Annotated in this window: 15 protein-coding genes and 1 pseudogene; 6 read left to right on the top strand and 10 right to left on the bottom strand. The window is 60.6% G+C overall.

The annotated features are described in order from the left end of the window. Positions 1-16: 16 nt before the first annotated feature. The 8 genes and pseudogenes from tnpB to ACWNC0_RS06615 all read right to left on the bottom strand — a co-directional run bounded on the left by tnpB (position 17) and on the right by ACWNC0_RS06615 (position 7,726). Positions 17-373, bottom strand: coding sequence for an IS66 family insertion sequence element accessory protein TnpB (gene tnpB, locus ACWNC0_RS06580; RefSeq protein WP_449470443.1), 357 nt, complete (start codon positions 371-373; stop codon positions 17-19). Then, positions 370-810, bottom strand: a complete 441-nt coding sequence (locus ACWNC0_RS06585; RefSeq protein ID WP_449470445.1) for a transposase — start codon at positions 808-810, stop codon at positions 370-372. Before ACWNC0_RS06585 ends, tnpB begins: the two co-directional genes overlap by 4 nt. 128 nt (positions 811-938) lie before the next feature. Beyond that, positions 939-1,904, bottom strand: a complete 966-nt coding sequence (gene bioB, locus ACWNC0_RS06590) for a biotin synthase BioB (protein WP_449470446.1) — start codon at positions 1,902-1,904, stop codon at positions 939-941. After that, positions 1,901-2,681, bottom strand: a pseudogene (locus tag ACWNC0_RS06595) (HpcH/HpaI aldolase/citrate lyase family protein). Before ACWNC0_RS06595 ends, bioB begins: the two are co-directional and overlap by 4 nt. Continuing rightward, the gene (locus ACWNC0_RS06600; protein ID WP_449470448.1) at positions 2,678-3,130 is read right to left on the bottom strand and encodes a MaoC family dehydratase; all 453 of its coding nucleotides are present in this window, start codon (positions 3,128-3,130) and stop codon (positions 2,678-2,680) included. Before ACWNC0_RS06600 ends, ACWNC0_RS06595 begins: the two are co-directional and overlap by 4 nt. Next, complete coding sequence (locus tag ACWNC0_RS06605) at positions 3,130-4,974, bottom strand: acetyl/propionyl/methylcrotonyl-CoA carboxylase subunit alpha (protein ID WP_449470450.1); 1,845 nt, start codon at positions 4,972-4,974, stop codon at positions 3,130-3,132. Before ACWNC0_RS06605 ends, ACWNC0_RS06600 begins: the two co-directional genes overlap by 1 nt. 5 nt (positions 4,975-4,979) lie before the next feature. Then, entirely contained in the window at positions 4,980-6,581 is a 1,602-nt protein-coding gene (locus ACWNC0_RS06610; protein WP_449470451.1) for a carboxyl transferase domain-containing protein, read from the bottom strand. Beyond that, positions 6,578-7,726, bottom strand: coding sequence for an isovaleryl-CoA dehydrogenase (locus ACWNC0_RS06615; RefSeq protein WP_449470452.1), 1,149 nt, complete (start codon positions 7,724-7,726; stop codon positions 6,578-6,580). Before ACWNC0_RS06615 ends, ACWNC0_RS06610 begins: the two co-directional genes overlap by 4 nt. A 137-nt stretch (positions 7,727-7,863) precedes the next feature. On the opposite strand from ACWNC0_RS06615, the gene ACWNC0_RS06620 reads away from it, so the two are divergent. The 5 genes from ACWNC0_RS06620 to ACWNC0_RS06640 all read left to right on the top strand — a co-directional run bounded on the left by ACWNC0_RS06620 (position 7,864) and on the right by ACWNC0_RS06640 (position 14,441). Then, a complete protein-coding gene (locus ACWNC0_RS06620; RefSeq protein WP_449470454.1) occupies positions 7,864-8,736 on the top strand; it encodes a LysR family transcriptional regulator in 873 nt (290 codons plus the stop codon). A gap of 692 nt (positions 8,737-9,428) precedes the next feature. Beyond that, positions 9,429-10,739, top strand: coding sequence for a family 1 glycosylhydrolase (locus ACWNC0_RS06625; protein WP_449470455.1), 1,311 nt, complete (start codon positions 9,429-9,431; stop codon positions 10,737-10,739). 371 nt (positions 10,740-11,110) lie between these two features. Continuing rightward, positions 11,111-12,355, top strand: a complete 1,245-nt coding sequence (locus tag ACWNC0_RS06630; protein ID WP_449470457.1) for an alpha/beta hydrolase — start codon at positions 11,111-11,113, stop codon at positions 12,353-12,355. A gap of 58 nt (positions 12,356-12,413) precedes the next feature. Next, entirely contained in the window at positions 12,414-13,331 is a 918-nt protein-coding gene (locus tag ACWNC0_RS06635; protein WP_449470459.1) for an alpha/beta hydrolase, read from the top strand. Between the two features lie 60 nt (positions 13,332-13,391). After that, positions 13,392-14,441 carry an alpha/beta hydrolase gene (locus tag ACWNC0_RS06640; RefSeq protein WP_449470461.1) on the top strand — a complete coding sequence of 350 codons (1,050 nt, stop codon included), beginning with the start codon at positions 13,392-13,394 and terminating at the stop codon, positions 14,439-14,441. A gap of 108 nt (positions 14,442-14,549) precedes the next feature. Here the strand turns inward: ACWNC0_RS06640 and ACWNC0_RS06645 are convergent, their stop codons facing one another. After that, positions 14,550-16,133 carry a long-chain fatty acid--CoA ligase gene (locus ACWNC0_RS06645; protein WP_449470463.1) on the bottom strand — a complete coding sequence of 528 codons (1,584 nt, stop codon included), beginning with the start codon at positions 16,131-16,133 and terminating at the stop codon, positions 14,550-14,552. Positions 16,134-16,735: 602 nt separating this feature from the next. On the opposite strand from ACWNC0_RS06645, the gene ACWNC0_RS06650 reads away from it, so the two are divergent. Next, entirely contained in the window at positions 16,736-18,013 is a 1,278-nt protein-coding gene (locus tag ACWNC0_RS06650) for an MFS transporter (RefSeq protein WP_449470465.1), read from the top strand. A 148-nt stretch (positions 18,014-18,161) separates the two neighbouring features. On the opposite strand, the gene iolG is transcribed toward ACWNC0_RS06650, so the two are convergent. Then, positions 18,162-19,157, bottom strand: a complete 996-nt coding sequence (gene iolG, locus ACWNC0_RS06655) for an inositol 2-dehydrogenase (RefSeq protein ID WP_449470466.1) — start codon at positions 19,155-19,157, stop codon at positions 18,162-18,164. Between the last annotated feature and the right edge of the window lie 24 nt (positions 19,158-19,181).

Raw genomic sequence — 19,181 nt, forward strand, 5'->3', positions numbered from 1 at the left:
GCAGACGAAAGCCCCGTCAACCGGCAATCTGCGGAGCAATCGGGCGCCGCCCGCCATGCACTCGGCGCCAGTCCAGACCTTCCAGCAGAGCGCCCAGTTGCGCCGCCGTAAGACGCATCACGCCGTCCTGGATGCCGGGCCACTTGAAACCGCCGGACTCCAGCCTCTTGGCCATCAGGCACAGGCCGGTGCCGTCCCACCAGACCAGCTTGATCCGGTCGGCGCGCTTCGCCCGGAACACGTAGATCACGCCCGAATAAGGATCACCGCCGTACTCAGCACCAACCAGCGCCGCAAGCGAATCTGCACCCTTGCGAAAATCTACCGGGCGCGTCGCCACCATCACCCGCGTACCAGGCCCTATCCCGATCATCGATCACCATCAATTCCTGGGCCCTGCAGAGCTTGGATAACGGCTACCACCAGATCGGTCCGGGCCGCTTGCCCGATCCGGACAACGGCACCACTGACCTCGACCTCTACAACCCCATCGTGCGAACCCGGCGGCGATGTCTCGCCAACCACGGGCACGAACATCGGCTCGTGACGGGGCGGAATCTTGCTGGCCTCTACCGCGTAACGCAGCTCCCGCCGCCATGTGTATAGCAGCGCAGTGCTGACATCCCGCTCGCGTGCAAAGGCAGCGACATTGTCGCAACGCTCCATCTCCGCAACCAGCGCCAGCTTCTGCTCCAGCGTCCAGGCACGCCGTCGTCCGGCCATCCCGCTGAGAACTTCAACCCGTCGAACTGGCTTCGGAGCCACTCCAGTGTGGGTGTCCAATGCGGTCGTAAGGATGGCGTCGTCCATCCTCGCATCTCTGCCTGAGCCACCAAATCAGACAAGGTGGCGCCAGAACACCGGTTACGATTAACCAATGCGAGCCGCGCTCCCTGAACGTGGAATTACGACCTTGATAGGGTGCCGTATCCGTCCACTCACCCTTTCATCGCGGTCAGTCCGAGCTTCGAAAGCAGCGCACTATCCTTGTCATCCCCGGCGTTAGCGGCCGTCAGCAGCTTGTCGCCAGTAAAGATGCTGTTCGCGCCCGCCATGAAGCAGAGCGCCTGACAGGCTTCGCTCATGCTCTCACGGCCCGCCGAGAGCCGCACCATCGAATGCGGCATAACGATCCGCGCCACGGCGACCGTTCGGACGAATTCCACCTCATCGATCTTGGCGAGCGGCGTGTCCTTCAGCATGTCGCCCAGCACGGTTCCGGCCACCGGCACCAGCGCGTTGATCGGCACGCTCTCAGGATGCGGCATCGTGCCGAGCGCATGCAGGAAACCGATACGGTCCGAGCGCGTCTCGCCCATGCCGACGATCCCGCCGCAGCAGACGTTGATCCCTGCGTCGCGGACATTCTCCAGCGTCTCGATCCGGTCCTCGAAGGTTCGGGTCGTGATGACGTTGGCGTAATTTTCCGGCGAGGTGTCGATATTGTGGTTGTAATAGTCGAGCCCGGCATCGGCGAGCTGCTTCGCCTGATCCGACGACAGCATGCCCAGCGTCATGCAGGTTTCGATGCCCATCTGGCGCACGCCCTTCACCATCTCGATGAGCTTGGGCATGTCCCGTTCCTTGGGGTTGCGCCATGCGGCACCCATGCAGAAACGGCCCGAACCATGGTCCTTCGCCTGCGCCGCCGCCTGCAGCACGGCCTGCACATCCATCAGCTTGGTGGCCTTGAGCCAGCTTTCCGCTTCGGTTGACTGGCTGCAATAGCCGCAATCCTCCGGGCAACCGCCGGTTTTGATCGACAGCAGCGTAGACAGCTGCACCTCATTGCGCGGGAAGTTCGCGCGATGGATCGACTGCGCCTCAAACATCAGGTCGTTGAAGGGCAGGTCGAACAGTGCGGCGATCTCGTCGCGGGTCCAGTCGGTGCGGCATTCATTCATTTGTCGACGCCCGCCCGCGCCAATATCTTGCGTGCTTGCAAAAATTTGGAGCATCAATCATTTTTCCTTCCAACATAAGCACACCCGCATTTGGCGCTTGATGAAAGGCTGCCACGATCGCGCGTGCCTGTTCAATCTGCGCTGCAGTCGGCGTGAAGGCGGCATTGATAATCGGAACCTGCAAAGGATGGAGCGCCATCATCCCTGTAAAGCCGTCATGAGCCGCGCGAGCGGCATAGGTGGCCAGACCTGCTTCATCCTTGACCGTGGGATAAACGGCCTCGATCGCGGCTATCCCGGCAGCATGCGCGGCAAAAAGAGACACAGCCCTCACCATCTCGTAAGGAGCGGTAGGAACCATTTGGATGGCGGCTACCAACAGCGCCGATAGGTGCGGGCAGGTTCTCAGCACCCCAGGTCAGACCAACAAAATGCTGCCGGACCGCGCCATAGCTGCTGAGTTGAAAGACCGCCGCAGGCGTCTCGGAAGCAATCGGCAATATTGCTGCAACCGGGAGCATCTCCTATCTTGTCGATCAACGCAGTAACACTTGGCGCTGCTTCCGCCTTTGGCAGAGATCCCGTCAGGACGCCCAGGCAGCACGGCGCGAGATCGGTATCGGTCAAGTCGTTGATCGAAGTGCGACCCACTTCCTTCTTTGCTGGCGCGACAAAATCCTCCAGATCGAGGATCAGCGCATCGGCGCCGCTCGAGGCAGCCTTCGCGAAACGCTCGGGCCGATCGGCAGGGACGAAGAGCAGCGAGCGTAGGTTCAAGCCTCGCTGCCTTTGATCAACGTCATGCGCAAGCACTGACATACGACCTCGTCGCGCTGGTTGATCAAGCGATGTGCGAAAGTGACTATGCCTGCGCCCGGACGCGACTTGCTGGGCTTGAGGTCCGTCACCTCGGTTTCCGCGCGCAGCGTATCGCCGATGAATACGGGCTTGGGCATCAGCAGCTTGTCATAGCCGAGATTGGCGACAAGCGTGCCGAGCGTGGTGTCGCCGACCGACAGGCCGATCATCAGCGCGAATGTGAAGGTGCCGTTGACGAGGATCTGCCCGAACTCGCTCGCCTTCGCGGCTTCCAGGTCGATGTGCAGCGGCTGCGGATTGTGCGTCATCGTGGAAAATAGAAGATTATCCGTCTCCGTCACCGTGCGCCGGATTTCGTGGCGCAGCGTCTCGCCAACCGACCATTGGTTGAAGAACTTGCCCGCCATCAGGCCCCCTCCCCCTTCTCGATCTTCACCAGCAACGTCCCTTCGCTTACCTGTCCGCCCTCGCGAACATTGAGTTGTGCGACGGTGCCGTCAAACGGCGCGGTCAGGCTATGCTCCATCTTCATGGCCTCCAGCGTCAGCAGCTTCTGTCCCTTGGTGACGGCTTCACCCGCCGCCACGGCAACGGCAATGACGCGGCCCGGCATGGGCGAAAGGATCGCACCGTCCGACGCATCCGCGCCCGCAGCGCCAGCCGCGCGCCACGGCGTGAGACACCATACCTGGCCGCCCTGCGCCACCAGCACATCGTCCGCGCCCTCGCCGCCTTGGCGCGGATCATAGCTGATCGTCACCGCCTCCCCATCGAGCAGGAAGGTGCCTTCGCTCCGCACCGGCGCATTGAGGCGAAAGCCCGCCAAACCTCCGCCCCGCGTCAGGCTAGCTGCGGCATCCGCCAGCGCGTCATCGCTTGGCCGGGCGGGCGGCATCAGCGCTTCGCCTTCGCGGCCGATCAGTCCCGTATCGAGCCGCGCGGCGATGAAATCGGGATGCTCCAACGCTTTCACCAAAAAGCCTGCATTGGTCTTGAGCGGCCAGACTGCGCTTTCATCGAGGGCCTGCGTCAGGGCCGAGCGGGCGGCGTCCCGAGTGGGGCCATGAGCGATGACCTTGGCGATCATCGGGTCATAGAAAGGCGATATTTCCGCACCCTGCTCGACGCCGGTATCGATGCGGACACTCTCATCGCCCAACTCAAACGTATCGAGCCTGCCGATCGATGGCAGAAAGCCCTTGGCCGGGTCTTCGGCATAAAGGCGCGCTTCCATCGCCCAGCCGTTGATCGACAGTTCATCCTGGCTCTTCGGCAGCTTTTCGCCCGAAGCGACACGTAATTGCCATTCGACCAGGTCCTGCCCGGTGATCTCTTCGGTCACGGGATGCTCGACCTGCAGCCGGGTGTTCATCTCCATGAACCAGATGCGGTCGGCCTTTAGCCCTTCCGATCCATCGGCGATGAATTCGATCGTGCCTGCGCCGACATAATCGACCGCCCTTGCCGCGTTGACCGCCGCCCGGCAGACCGCAGCGCGCGTCTCCGCATCCATCCCGGGCGCGGGCGCTTCCTCGATCACCTTCTGGTGACGGCGCTGGAGCGAACAGTCGCGCTCGAACAGATGGACGACATTGCCATGGCTGTCGCCAAACACCTGCACCTCGATATGGCGCGGGTTGGTAACCCATTTTTCCAGCAGCACCTGGTCATTGCCAAAGCTCGACGCTGCTTCGCGCTGGCAGGAGAGCAGCGCGTCGGCAAAGTCGGCAGCGCTATCGACCTTGCGCATTCCCTTGCCGCCGCCGCCAGCAACCGCCTTTATGAGGACAGGATAACCGATCGCGTCGGCCTCCGACTTCAAGCGCTCCGGTGATTGGTCATCGCCCAGATAGCCGGGCGTGGTAGGCACGCCCGCTTGGCTCATCAGCCTTTTGGCTGCGTCCTTCAGGCCCATGGCCGTGATGGAGGAGGGATTGGGACCGACCCAGATCAGGCCAGCGTCTGTGACGGCCTGCGCGAACTCGGCATTTTCCGAAAGAAAGCCGTAGCCGGGATGGACCGCCTGCGCGCCGGTCTGCTTGGCTGCGGCTATGATCTTGTCGCCTAGCAGATAGGACTCGCGCACCGGCGACGGCCCGATATGCACCGCCTCGTCAGCTGAGCGGACGTGCAGCGCCTGCGCATCAGCATCGGAGTAAACCGCGACGGTGCGGATGCCCAGACGCCGGGCGGTTCGAATGATCCGACAAGCGATTTCGCCACGATTGGCAATGAGGAGAGATTGGATCATGGCCCTCACATCCTGAAGATGCCGAACTCTGGCCGGTCGGCGATCGGCGCGTTCAGCGTTGCAGCGAAGGCGAGGCCTAGCACGTCGCGGGTTTGCGCCGGGTCGATGATGCCATCATCCCACAGGCGCGCGGTGGCATAATAGGGGTTGCCTTCATGCTCATATTTTTCGCGGATCGGCACCTTGAAGGCTTCGGCATCTTCGGGCGACCACTTGGCCGCATCACGATGGACGGTGGCGAGGACCGACGCAGCTTGTTCGCCGCCCATCACCGAAATCCGGGCATTGGGCCAGGTGAACAGGAAGCGCGGCTGGTAGGCGCGACCGCACATGCCATAATTACCCGCGCCAAAGCTGCCGCCAATCAGCACGGTGACCTTGGGCACCTGCGCCGTCGCCACCGCCGTCACCAGCTTCGCGCCATTTTTGGCGATGCCTTCCGCCTCATATTTGCCGCCGACCATGAAACCGGAGATGTTCTGGAGGAACAACAGCGGAATACGCCGCTGGCAGGCCAGTTCGATGAAATGCGCGCCCTTGACCGCGCTTTCGCTGAACAGCACGCCGTTATTCGCCAAAATTGCGACCGGCATGCCCCAAATGTGCGCGAAGCCACAGACGAGCGTGGTGCCGTAAAGCGCCTTGAACTCATGGAACTCGCTGCCGTCCACGATGCGCGCGATCACCTCGCGCACATCATAGGGCGCGCGAACATCCTGGGGGATGACGCCATAGAGATCGCGCGGATCAAATTTGGGCGGCTTCACATCGCGCAAATTGACGTCCGGCTTCAGGTCCGGCTGAAGCGTCGAGACGATATCCCGCACGATGCTGAGCGCATGATCGTCATTCTCCGCGACATGATCGACCACGCCGGACTTGCGGCCATGTAGGTCGCCGCCGCCCAGATCCTCAGCCGAAATGACCTCCCCCGTCGCAGCCTGTACCAGCGGCGGACCGGCGAGGAAAATCGTCCCCTGATTACGCACGATCACCGTCTCGTCCGACATGGCGGGCACATAAGCGCCGCCCGCCGTGCAGCTTCCCATGACACAGGCGATCTGCGGAATGCCGCGCGCGGACAGGTTCGCCTGATTGTAGAAAATGCGGCCGAAATGCTCTTTGTCGGGAAATACTTCCGCCTGATTGGGCAGGTTCGCGCCGCCGCTGTCGACCAGATAGACGCAGGGCAGACGGTTTTCGAGTGCGATCTCCTGCGCGCGCAGATGCTTCTTGACACTGATCGGGTAATAGGTCCCGCCCTTCACCGTCGCATCGTTACACAGAATCATCACCTGGCGGCCGGACACCCGGCCAATGCCCGCGATGACGCCCGCGCCGGGCACCTCGTCATGATAGAGCCCGTTCGCGGCGAGCTGGCCCACTTCCAGGAACGGCGAACCGGGATCAAGCAGCCGCTCGACCCGGTCGCGGGGCAGCAGCTTGCCGCGTGCCGTGTGCTTGGCGCGCGCGCGCTCCGATCCCCCCTGCGCGGCGACGGCGACCTTCTCGCGCAACGCCTCAGCCAGGGCGTGATTATGCACAGCATTGGCGCGAAACTCATCGCTCTCCCGCGATAGCTTGGTTTCCAGAACCGGCGCACTCATGCCCCGATCAGCTCCCGGCCAATCAGCATGCGACGGATCTCATTGGTGCCCGCGCCGATGTCCAACAGCTTGGCGTCACGCATGTAACGCTCGACCGGCCAGTCCTTGGAATAGCCCGCCCCGCCTAGTGCCTGCACCGCCTCCAGCGCGGTCTTCATCGCATTTTCCGACGCTAGCAGGATGGCCCCCGCCGCATCGAAACGCGTGGTCTTGCCCGCGTCGCACGCCTTAGCTACCGCATAGACATAGGCGCGCGCGCTGTTGAGCGCGACATACATGTCGGCGATCTTCGCCTGCATCAGTTGAAACGCCCCGATCGGCTTGCCGAACTGCTTGCGCTCCCGGACATAGGGCAGCACCACGTCAAGGCAGGCTTGCATGATGCCGAGCTGGATACCCGACAGCACCGTGCGCTCATAGTCGAGGCCCGACATCAGCACACCGACGCCGCCGTTCAGCGGGCCCATGATATTGTCTTCCGGCACCTCGCAATCCTCGAACACCAGTTCCGATGTCGGAGAGCCGCGCATGCCGACTTTCGCGATCTTCTGCCCGATCGAAAAGCCCTTCATCCCCTTTTCAACGATGAAGGTGGTGATGCCCTTTGATCCTTCACCGGTCTTGGCATAAACCACCAGCGTATCCGCATAGGCCGCATTGGTGATCCAGAATTTCGTGCCGTTAAGGACATAACGGTCGCCCTTCTTCTCGGCCTTGAGCTTCATCGCCACGACGTCGGACCCGGCGCCCGCCTCCGACATGGCGAGGCTACCGACATGCTCGCCAGAGATTAGCTTCGGCAGATATTTCGCCTTCTGCGCTTCATTGCCCCAGCGCCGCAACTGGTTGACGCAAAGGTTGGAGTGCGCACCATAGGAAAGGCCGATCGAGGCCGATGCGCGGGCCACTTCTTCCTGTGCGACGACATGCTCCAGATAACCAAGACCAAGGCCGCCAAATTCCTCCTCAACGGTGATGCCGTGCAGGCCAAGATCGCCCATCGCGGTCCATAATTCGTCGCGGGGGAACCAGTCCTTTTCGTCGATCTCGGCTGCCAACGGAGCAATCTTGTCGGCGGAAAAACGCGCCGCGCTCTCCCGGATCATGTCGGCATTGTCGCCAAGCGCGAAGTCGAAATCGGTCATGGAAGCTCTCCTGTCGATCCGCATTCTAGCGCGCCGCATCCTTAAGGGAAAATTGAACTTTCCCTAACAATATCATTGATAATATCTATACACATGCTTCAGTCGCAAGTGCCGCATGCACCTAGCCGGGATAATTTATGCTCGACCGCTATCTTCTGCGCTATTTCCTGGCCGTCGTCGACCACGGCAATTTTTCACGCGCGGCAGGCCATTGCAATGTGTCGCAGCCGACGCTTTCCATCGGCATCGCCAAGCTGGAGCGGACGCTGGGCATTGCTTTGTTCGTGCGCTCGAATCAGCGAGTGGAACTGACCAGCGGCGGCACCCGCTTTCTGGCTCATGCGCGGCGGATAGAGCGCGAGTTCAACCTGGCGATGCAATCCATGGACATGGCCGAGGCGCTGCCCGCCCTGCGCCTCGGCATCCTTTCCAGCATAGCGGGCGATATCATCGCCGCATCGGTGGCGCGGACACGTCCGGAACGGCAGCACAGGTTTGAACTGCTGTTCGGCACCGAACGGGAACTGAACGGTCACCTCGCCAAGGGGCGTATCGACATGGCGCTCACTTTGGTCGATCGCGGCGGCGACCGCTTTCTCGAGCAACCCATCTTTACCGAAGGCTATGGATTGGCGCTGTCGGCGGAACATCCGCTCGCCGGGCTAACTGAAATCAGTGCGGATCAGCTAGCGAATGACGTGATGATCGTGCGCCGCCATTGCGAGGCGTTATCCGATACTAGTCGCTTTTTCACGGAACGTGGCGTTCGACCGCATTTCGCTCTGCGATCGACTAATGACGAGCGGGTCATACAAATGGTCCGCGCGGGCTTAGGCATTACCGTGATGCCCAAGAGCTACCGTGCGGACGGCGTGGTGCGGCCTAAACTCACCGGATTTGACATGACGCGTACTTTGGGCTGGGCGGCGGCACAGGACGCGGAAGCCATGCTCTGCGAACCGCCACCGCTGCTCCGGGAGATCGGAAGTCAGCTTGTGGATGGAAACTAGGACATAAGGCCCATAGCTGAACGGTTCGCGCTCTACCGCGGTGTAGATGCCCGCACATGCGTCTTTAGCGTTTAGCCCAATCACGTGTCGGAAACGCAATATGGAATTTATTTTCCATAGATGATGTTGACAACATATAAGTGCCATTTATTAAAAGGCTAATCCTATAGGTTTGCCGGAGATTGATCGATCCCAGCCAGCAGGTAGTCCTTGTAAACACACCGATATTGCGCACCGTGGGCTATGGTTCGCTCGTTTGTCGATGACGGCGTAGTCATCAAGGAGGGTAGTGGTGATAAGAACCTGTTCGTAAAGAAATAGGTAGGGCCAACTTTGGCGCCGCGGCATGCCCAGACACTCCAGCAGCCGGGCGATCAATCAAATCAGGCGATGGTCGGCGGGCCTCAACGAAGTAGGCTCTTTGTATGGATCCGAAGAAAATGTCGGAACTTCCCGCCTTGGTGGCGCGGAAACGGCATGCGCGCGGGTAAGCAACCTAATGTAAGTTAATGCACGCTGCCGCGCTATAAAGGCCGTGGAAGGCAGAAGAGGTGCTCGGAGAATCCAGGATTGGGCACTCCGATTGAGGCAGCTCTTCGATCATGTGGGGTGCAGGCATGATTTTCGACAGTTTGTTAGCTGCCAAATTGACGGCGGGTGACCCGTAGTTCTGTTGTGGAGGTTTATTGAACATGACGACGATCGATCGACGCCAAGCGCTTGGGTTCGCTACCGGCGCCGCTGCCACGCTCGCCGTGCCAGCGGGTGCCCGGCGGGTCAGCAATGGCCGTTTTTTGTGGGGCGCCGCCACCGCCGGCTATCAGATCGAAGGAAACGCACCCGCGACCGACATCTGGCTGCTGGAACATATGACGCCGACCATCTTCGCCGAACCATCGGGCGATGCCGACGACAGCCTGCATCGCTGGCGCGAGGATATGGCCATTGCAAAGGCAATCGGCCTCAACTGCTATCGCTTCTCTGTCGAATGGTCGCGGATCGAACCGGACAAGGGTCAGTTCAGCATCGCCTATCTCGATTTCTATAAGGAGATGATCGACCATTGCCGCGAACTGGAGCTAGCTCCGGTCGTCACCTTCAATCACTTCACCACACCGCGCTGGTTTGCTGCCTCGGGCGGATGGACTCAGACCGACGCGGCAGCACTGTTCGGGCGCTATTGCGATCGTGTGGCCCGGGCGATGGCAGATGGCATCAGCCATGCCGTGACGCTGAACGAACCCAACCTCTCGCTTGGAGGAAACCTGTCGGCGTTGCAATTGGGTGGCGCTTCCCGGGCCAAGATGCAGGCGATGATCGCGGCGGCTGCCAAGGCCAGCGGATCGGATCGGTTCGATGTTCTCAACTTCGGCGATCCAGAGCCGATGATGCCCGGGGTGATCGCAGGTCACAAGACGGCCCGCGCGGCGATCAAGGCGGTGCGCGGCGATTTGCCGGTGGGCCTTAGCCTCGCCATCACCGACGATGTCGGCGTGGGACCGGGCAATCTGCTCAAGCGCAAACGCCAGATCGTCTACGAACCATTTTTCGCGCTGGCGCGGGACGATGATTTCATCGGCGTGCAGACCTATGGGCGGCAATATATCGGTAAGGACGGCCCGGTAGATGTTCCCGCCGACATGCCAAAGCGCCCCAACGGCAAGGAATGGTTCCCCACCGCGATCGGCAACACCATACGCTACGCGCATCAGGCCACGGGTAAGCCCGTGCTGATCACCGAAAACGGCATCGACGCCAGCGATGATGCCGAAAGGCAGAAGTTCATTCCGGAGGCGATCGCCTCGGTCGAGGCGGCGATGCGCGACGGCGTGCCGGTCGAAGGCTATATCCACTGGTCGCTCCTCGACAATTTCGAGTGGATGCTCGGCTACGGGCCGAAATATGGACTCGTTGCGGTCGATCGCACTACCTTCAAACGCACACCCAAGCCCAGCGCCGCCCTATTCGGCCGGATTGCCAGGGCGGGCGGCATGGCTGCGTGACAGCCTCCGTCTCCTGGCAGCCTCAACCGTCGGCAAGAAGCTGACGCCCTGCTCCAGGCAGTCGCACATGGATCAATCTGATCTATCGAAATTTATTTTCCTGGTTTATATTGTATGGAATAGGATATCCATTTATGAGCCTATCTATTCCAAAGTTGGCGCAGAATAGTGTTGAGCCTATGGATTTAGATCCTGAAACGAAGCCTTCGGTACGATCGGAGCCAACGTGACCTTCAAATTCTGAAGCGGTTCCAAATGTTAGACCGAAGATCGCGAACGTTACCGCTCGCGGCCTTCATGGTTTTAACCGAGCCGGTTACTCCGCCAGCATGAAGACCGCCTTTTTAACGAAGTCCCAAAGGGGAGCGGCTTTGAGGAAGATTGACAGGTCCTACGCCATTTCGGCTCCGCAAGGCTGGTTTTCAGTTGCCGGGATGTGGCTGGCGATTGGCATCGTCGCTGTGACGGTTGCCTACACAGTGCTGACACAGACCCTCGCCATCATTCCGGTGGATGCTGTTGGCTGGTTGCTGCAAACCCGAGACTCGCAGGCTGCCATATTGCTGCTTTCGGCGGTCCGGGACCAGTTTGGCCTGTGGAACATAGCCATTGCGGTCGCTGCCTGCTTAATCGCGTTCACCGCCGCTTCTCGCTCGGCGACATATCGAGGGACCTGGCGAATATTGTTTCGCCTCTCCGCGATCGGCCTTCTGGCATGCATCATAACTGCGCTGTGGCTGATATCCGCCGTGGCGGATTCGGGTGCATCGACGTCGCCATTGCGGTCCATGTTTCCTTACCCCAGCGCAGACGATCGCCCGGGTCGGACAGTGATCTATGGGCGGCCTGACGGGGTCGCCTTGGCGGCTGATCTCTACCTTCCATCGCACAAATTGCCGGGCCCAAAACCGGTTGTAGTTAGAATCCACGGAGGTGGCTTCGTATTGGGGAAGAGGGGGGCGAACGCACATACTCAATATCTGGTCGATCAGGGTTTCGCGGTGATGGATATCGACTACCGGCTCGCCACCCCGACATTTCACACCTGGGACAAGGCGGTCGGCGACGTCGGGTGCGCCCTTACGTGGATCGCGATTGAAGGGCGTTCGGTCGGCCTTGATCCAGATCGGGTCGTGACCCTGGGCGATTCCGCAGGAGGCAACCTCGCCATCAACGCAGCTTACATGATCGCCAATGGAACGATGACGCCGACCTGTAACAGTTCCGCCGATCTTCCCAAGGTGCGCGCCGTCATCGCCCATTTCCCTGCGGTTGATATGATCCACGGAGCAACCGATACGGCGCTGGGCCGATTGGTTGGTCAATATTATGTCGGCGGCACCCCTCGCCAATTTCCCGATCGCTATCGCGCGATCGATTCCGATTCTCATCTCTCCGCTCGCGCTCCACCGACCCTGATCTTCCAGGGCAATCGCGACCACCTCGTTCTGGCGGGACCCGTGAGAGCGTTCGCCCGTCGTGCCGAACGGGTCGGTGTTGAAATTCGCTATGTCGAATATCCCACGCTCGAACATGGGTGGGGAAACTCGAACTATCCCACGCAAGCGAGCGGCGAGATCATGGTCGCTTGGTTGCGGACCAGGTTTGGGAAATAAAGGCCCGTCGAATGCGGCGCCGTCACCCCAAGGCGGCACGCGGAGGAATCAGGAGAATATGATGAAATTATTGCATCTCGCGGGCCTGTTGTCGGTTTCGATATTGGCAACGCCCGCCGCAGCTTTGGCCCAGCCTCCATCGGCCGCGACGACAGAACCGCCATCGGTGCGTCTCTACGGCAATGCATTGAAGTGCAGCGCTAAAGCGGAGGTGTGGAACAACTTCGAAGAGGCGGGCCTTGTGGTTCGCAACGTCACATGCCCGACGATGACGCCGGTTCTGCCCGATCCAGACAAGGCGACAGGCGCTGCGGTGATCGTGGCACCGGGCGGTGCGTTCATGGCATTGGCGATCAAGAATGAAGGATGGGACGTGGCCCGCGCGCTGGCCGACCGTGGCATTGCCGCGTTCATTCTCAAATACAGGCTCCTGCCCACGCCCACGGACTTGGCCGAGGCGCGCAGGTTCATATCTCAGAAGGTCGCCGGGATCATCGCCAATCCCTATGACAATGAGGTCGTCAATATCAGCCTCGCCCCTACTGACGGCAAAGCCGCCGTGGCGTGGGTTCGCGCCAACGCCGCGAAGTACGGTATCGACCCTGACCATGTCGGCATGATCGGGTTTTCGGCAGGAGCCATGACCGTTCGCCGGGTGGGCCTCGATGCCGATGCCGCGTCGCGTCCTGCGTTCATCGGGTATGTCTATGGACCGCAAGACGCGGAAGTGGTGCCCGCCGACGCGCCGCCGATGTTCGACGCAATCGCGCTTGACGACAATCTGTTCTCATCCAAGGGTTTCCCGATCGTACAGGCCTATCTGGACGCCAAGCGGCCTGTCGAAATTCACGGATACCAGAAGGGCAATCACGGTTTCGGCCTTGGCGTTCCGGGCACTACCACCACCCTCATGATCGATCAATTCACAGCGTGGCTCCGCATGCAGGGATTCCTCACGCAAAAGGATGCCAAGTGATCCTTGAAACATTTTATTCGGGAGATAGCTGCGATGGGGACGACGCGGAGACAGTTTGGGATGGGCGTTGCGGCGGCGGCAGCGTTCGCTGGGGTCGATACCGTTGCAGCAGCGGCGGCGCGGCCCCAGGCAACTGATGATCTTATGTCGGTGGTTCATCCACAGCTGAGAGCGGCGGTTCAACAGGCGCAACCGTTGCTGGACAAGGATCCGCCGCTGACGGCGGCGACGCTGGCACAGGCTCGGTCGAGCGCAGATGCAATGTCGCGCGCGCAGACGCCGCTACCGGACGTAGCTTTTGTCGAACGCTGGATCGCTGGCCGGGCTGGTAGTCCGGACGTCAGGATTTACGTCATCAACGCAAAGCCCGGTCTTGGTCGCCCCGGCATCCTGCACACGCACGGCGGGGGCTTCGTTCTGGGCAACGCCAAAAACGAAATCCGTCGGTTGCAGGGCATTGCGCGGGAACTCGATTGCGCGATCGTAACGGTCGACTATCGCCTTGCACCCGAAACCATCTGGTCAGGATCGATCGAGGACAATTATGCCGGGCTGAAATGGCTGTACGCCAATGCATCGTCGCTCGGCGTCGACCGCAGCAAAATCGCGGTCATGGGGGAGAGCGCAGGCGGAGGCCATGCCGCGCTGCTTGCGATTACCGCCCGCGACCGTGGAGAGGTGCCGCTGGCCTTCCAATGCCTGGTTTATCCTGAACTGGATGATCGTACCGGCAGCACGCGCATCCCCCCGGCCCATATCGGGAGGCTATTTTGGACCGCCCCGAAAAATCGCTTCGCCTGGGCGTCCTTTCTGGGCCAGGCACCGGGTGGGCGTGTTGTTCCGCCTGCCGTCCCGGCACGGGTCGAAAATCTGGCGGGCTTGCCGCCGACCTGGATCGGCACCGGCGGCATCGACCTGTTTGTCGAGGAGAACATCGCCTATGCGACGCGGCTGACGCAGGCGGGAGTCATGACCGAGTTAGTGGTCGTGCCGGGAGCGTTCCACGGTTTCGATCTGGTGCCCGACCTTTTGGGAATTGAGGTTCCGATCGTCGAGGGGTTTAAACGGGCAAAGATCGCGGCATTGCGGGAAGCTTTGATCAACGCCTGACCAAGCGTCTGACTCAACGGCGTTTCAACCACAGAGCGCTTTGAACCGGCACCAGGGAGATGCCGGGTTGAGGCGGCCTGCATGATAAGCCAGCTTGGCGGACTCGGGCTAAACACCCGGCAGCTTATAGTCCCGATACTGCTCCCGGAGCTTCGTTTTCAACAGCTTGCCGGTCCCGGTATGCGGAAGCGCGTCGACAAACAGGATATCGTCAGGCAGCCACCATTTGGCGAGCTTCCCCGCCAGATAAGTCTGGATTTCGGTGGCGCTCACCTTCGCATCCGGCTTCCGAACCACCAGTAGCAATGGCCGCTCGTCCCACTTTGGATGCGCCACCCCGATCGCTGCGGCCTCGGCCACGCCAGGACAGCCCATCGCAGCATTCTCCAGTTCGACCGAACTGATCCACTCGCCACCCGACTTGATGACGTCCTTCGCGCGGTCGGTAAGCTGAAGCTCGCCCCCAGGATGCAGCACGGCGATGTCGCCCGTGTCGAACCAACTCTCGGCATCGATGCAGGGTCCGCTTTCATCCTTGAAGTAGCGCGCCACCGTCCACGGCCCCCGAACCTGAAGCCGACCGGAAGTCTTGCCGTCGCGGGCAACCGCCCTCCCCTCGTCATCCACCAGCCTAAGCTCGATACCAAAGGGCGAACGCCCCTGTTTTGAGATAAAGTCCAGCCGCGCGTCGTAATCGCGGTCATCCCAATCGGCCGGTAACGCGCAGACGGTGCCGATCGGCGACAGCTCAGTCATTCCCCAAAGATGGCCGAACTGGACGCCCCGGTCCATATATTGTTCGATCATCGCGCGCGGCGCGGCGGAGCCACCACAGGAGATCATCGCAAGCTTGCCAAGATCGCGTTGCTCACCCTCGATATGCTGCAGCATCGAAAGCCAGACCGTCGGCACTGCGCAACTATGGGTGACGCCCTCTTCGATGATCAGCTTATGGAGGACCGCGGCATCGTTGACCATCGAAAGAACAAGCTTTGCGCCGACTGCGGCGGCAGAGAAAGGCAGGCCCCACGCGCTGGCGTGAAACATAGGGGTAATCGGCAGGGTCACCGTCCGTGCCGAGAAGTTGAATACGTCCGGCTGAACCTGAGTCATCGTGTGCAGCAGGGTCGATCGATGCTCGTAAAGCACGCCCTTCGGATTACCGGTCGTGCCGCTGGTGTAGCAGAGCATCGCCGGTTCGCGCTCGTCGCCCTCATACCAATGATAATCGCCGCTTTCGGTCGCCAGCAGAGTGTCGAATTCTTGCTCAAACACAATGAAATGCTCAATCGAACTCAGCCTTGGTTTCAGCCGCTCGACAAGCGGCGCGAACGCCGCATCGTAAAGCAGCACGCGATCCTCGGCATGGTTGGCGATGTAGACGATCTGATCGTCGAACAGGCGCGGGTTAATGGTGTGCATCACTCCACCCATGCCGATCGTGCCAAACCAGGCAACCAAGTGGCGAACATGGTTGGCACCGAGCGTCGCCACCCGATCCCCAGGTTCTATACCCATCCGATCGAGCTTCTGCGCGAACCGCCGCGCATCGCCGACGACGCCCGCCCATGTGCTGCGGGTGATGCTGCCATCGGCTTGATAGCTGACGATCTCGCGGGGGCCATGCTCACGGGCTGCATGATCGAAGAGCCTCGTAAGGCGAAGGGGCCAATCCTGCATTCCGCCGAGCATTTCTTCTCCTGTTTATCTGCTTTTTGCGGCACACGCCAACCTGCGGTGCCGTCCTTGGATCGATCTTCCAGATGTTGCGGCAGGCTCAGCAGGGACTCCGCCCTAGCCTCGCCCTCCATATATCAGATCCGATGGCCGCCTCGGATTTCCTAGCGGCGGACATCACCAACGCTGGTGCCCTTTTACAAAACGGCACACGGACCGAGATATCCATTGGAACGACCACACCTACCATCCTGCGTGTGCATAAAGTATAGCTAAGTTCAGGACGGTAATTTTGTCAATATATATTATGGAATGATATTTCTATTTAAAGATCGCCAGTCGCCGGGATGAGCTCCCGCGGGGCTTAGCCCGTGGTGGCAGATGATCCCGCCTCAGAAACGCATCGGCGTGGTTGGGGACGCCTTTAAACGGCTAAAACGTCCTGCCGTAATGGAGCTCTTCTATCAAGGCTATTGACGGAATGATAATTCTATATCAAAATCCCGCGGCCAGTCCCTGATAGCGATTGGCAACGAGTTTGCCGATGCGGGACGCGAATGCGCGCCGTATCGCGCACGCGATACGAGACAACGGATCGATAAAGGAGTGGATATCTTGTGAACGAGGCGACGACCGAAGGCATGCCGCTCACCCATCCTATTTCCGCAACAGGAAAGGTTGGCACCGGTCGCCTTATCACCCTGCTGATTCTGCCTACCGTCGGCATGTACGCCACCTTCCAAGGCCTTCAGCAGATACTCATCCCTGCGCAGATGGATGCGCTCGACCCCGTCAACAAGGTGGCGAATCTGGGTTTGTTGACGACACTCAGCGCCGTATCCGCCGTGATCTCGCTGCCAATGGGCGGTGCCGTATCGGATCGAACACGCAGCCGCTGGGGACGGCGGACGCCTTGGCTTGCCGCAATGGCGCTACTGTCAGTCGTCCTGATGATGTTCATGAGCCAAGCGAACGCATTGCTTCCTTTCGCTCTGATCTATGTCACGCTTTGGTTCACCATGAATTTCTATCAAGGTGCTCTCACAGCTGTGCTGCCGGACCGTATTTCGCGCGAAAAACGCGGCATCGCGTCGGCGATGATCGGCCTCAGCGTGCCGATCGGCATCATCTTTGGCGTGAACGTCGCGGCACGCGCAGACACGACAACCAGCTATGCGGCCATCGCGACTGCGTTCGTGGTGCTGACTGCCGGCTTCCTGATCTTTGCGCCCGAAGGCCCCTTCAGGGCTGAAAAACTTCCCCCCGTGGCAGAGAAAATAAAGCTTTCACGGCGTATCGCCGACTTCTTCTCAAGCTTCCGGTCACGAGACTTCACGTTCGCCTTCCTGTCGCGCGCGCTGTTGTTCGTCGCCTATTTTTCCGTCAGCGGCTATCTCTTCTACTTCGTGCAGGACGAGATCGGGGCAGCCGCCTTGCCGCAGCATAGCGCGAAAGTCGCGATAAGCATATTGAGCACCGTCAACATGGTGGCCTGGATCGGCGCAATCTTCGTGGCGGGCTGGCTGGCCGACCGGCTGCAGAGGCATAAGCTGATCGTTGGCGTTTCGGCGATCGGGCTAGGCCTGTCGCTGATCGTCCCCGTCATCGCACCCAACTGGCACGGCATGCTGGTCTATTCGGTGCTGAGCGGCATTTTCTTCGGAACCTACATGGCGATCGACCTGGCACTTATGTCGTTCGTCCTGCCGGAGGAAGAGGCGGCGGGCCGCGACATGGGGATATTGGCAGTGGCGACGGCCGCCCCACAATTGGTTTCCCCGGCCATTGCAGGCGGCCTGATCCTAGCCTTCGGTTATGGCGCGCTCTATCTGTTCGGCGCTGTGACCGCCCTTGCCGCAGGGATCAGCGCATTCTTCATCCGGGGCGTGCGCTGAGGGTCGGCCAAGTCATTTTCCCGTCAGATCTCGTCATTTGACGACCCGAAGAATGCGTAAAACTAAAAACAATTAGCGCCTGATCCGATTCAGCCCAATCGGATCATGCGTTAATTTCCGCTGACGTCCCGCAGCTTCCGGGACAGGATCAATCTGGACAGCGCAGCATGACAACCGACCCATCTCGTGCAGACCGGTCGGCAGCTTCCGCCAATATCAGCGCCCTGACGCCGTCCCGCTCATCGGCCAAAGGACGTGATTTGCCCTCGATGATGTCCGCGAAATGCTCCACTTCGCTAGCGTAGGCGTCGGCGTAACGATCGAGGAAGAAGTTCTGGAAGCAGTCCCCCATGGCTCCATTCTGGGTCCACGTCTGCACGCTGGTCTCCAACTTGTTTTCGGCCCGGATCAGCCCCTTCGACCCGAACGCCTCGATCCGCTGGTCGTAGCCGTAACCGCTGCGGCGGCTGTTGGAGATGACGCACAGCTTGCCGCTGGCGGTGCGCAGCATGATCTTGGCGGTGTCGAAGTCGCCCGCGGCCCCTATTTCAGGATCGATCAACACGGAAGCGGAGGCGAATACGCTTTCAATCTCCTCGCCCAGCAGCCAGCTGGCCATGTCAAAATCGTGGATTGCCATGTCCTTGAAAATGCCGCCCGACACAGCGACGTAAGAAACCGGCGGGGGCGCGGGATCGTGGCTGATGATGTGGAGCGTCTCAAGCTCGCCAATCTCGCCCTGCTTCAGCCGCCGCTGCAGGCTGGCAAAGCTGGGATCGAACCGCCGATTAAACCCCAGCAGCACGTGGCGGTCACTGCCAATCAGCGCCTGTTCGACCTGAGCGGCGCGACCGGCATCCTGATCCAGCGGCTTTTCGCAAAAGACATGCTTGTCCGCGCGGATCGATTCCAGCGTATAGTTCAGATGGGTGTCGGTCGCGCTCGCGATCACGACCCCGCTGATCGCCGGATCGGACCAGACATCCTCGATCGATGACACGCGGGCGCCATAGAGACGGGCCAGCTCCTCGGCCCCGCCAAAGGGATCAACGACTCGCGATAGCGACAGGCGACCGTTAGCCGCGATGTTGGCGGCGTGGATCTTGCCGATCCGGCCCGCGCCTATCAGGGCGATCTGAAACATGGGAATACCTTTCCTAAAATCGAC

The sequence above is a fragment of the Sphingobium chungangianum genome, from assembly GCF_977014255.1.

Coding starts and splice junctions, on each gene's coding strand:
- ACWNC0_RS06615 (WP_449470452.1), bottom strand. CDS start 7,726: ATGACCGATTTCGACTTCGCGCTTGGCGACAATGCCGACATGATCCGG.
- ACWNC0_RS06625 (WP_449470455.1), top strand. CDS start 9,429: ATGACGACGATCGATCGACGCCAAGCGCTTGGGTTCGCTACCGGCGCC.
- ACWNC0_RS06610 (WP_449470451.1), bottom strand. CDS start 6,581: ATGAGTGCGCCGGTTCTGGAAACCAAGCTATCGCGGGAGAGCGATGAG.
- ACWNC0_RS06585 (WP_449470445.1), bottom strand. CDS start 810: ATGGACGACGCCATCCTTACGACCGCATTGGACACCCACACTGGAGTG.
- ACWNC0_RS06635 (WP_449470459.1), top strand. CDS start 12,414: ATGATGAAATTATTGCATCTCGCGGGCCTGTTGTCGGTTTCGATATTG.
- tnpB (WP_449470443.1), bottom strand. CDS start 373: ATGATCGGGATAGGGCCTGGTACGCGGGTGATGGTGGCGACGCGCCCG.
- iolG (WP_449470466.1), bottom strand. CDS start 19,157: ATGTTTCAGATCGCCCTGATAGGCGCGGGCCGGATCGGCAAGATCCAC.
- ACWNC0_RS06640 (WP_449470461.1), top strand. CDS start 13,392: ATGGGCGTTGCGGCGGCGGCAGCGTTCGCTGGGGTCGATACCGTTGCA.
- bioB (WP_449470446.1), bottom strand. CDS start 1,904: ATGAATGAATGCCGCACCGACTGGACCCGCGACGAGATCGCCGCACTG.
- ACWNC0_RS06645 (WP_449470463.1), bottom strand. CDS start 16,133: ATGCTCGGCGGAATGCAGGATTGGCCCCTTCGCCTTACGAGGCTCTTC.
- ACWNC0_RS06605 (WP_449470450.1), bottom strand. CDS start 4,974: ATGATCCAATCTCTCCTCATTGCCAATCGTGGCGAAATCGCTTGTCGG.
- ACWNC0_RS06600 (WP_449470448.1), bottom strand. CDS start 3,130: ATGGCGGGCAAGTTCTTCAACCAATGGTCGGTTGGCGAGACGCTGCGC.
- ACWNC0_RS06620 (WP_449470454.1), top strand. CDS start 7,864: ATGCTCGACCGCTATCTTCTGCGCTATTTCCTGGCCGTCGTCGACCAC.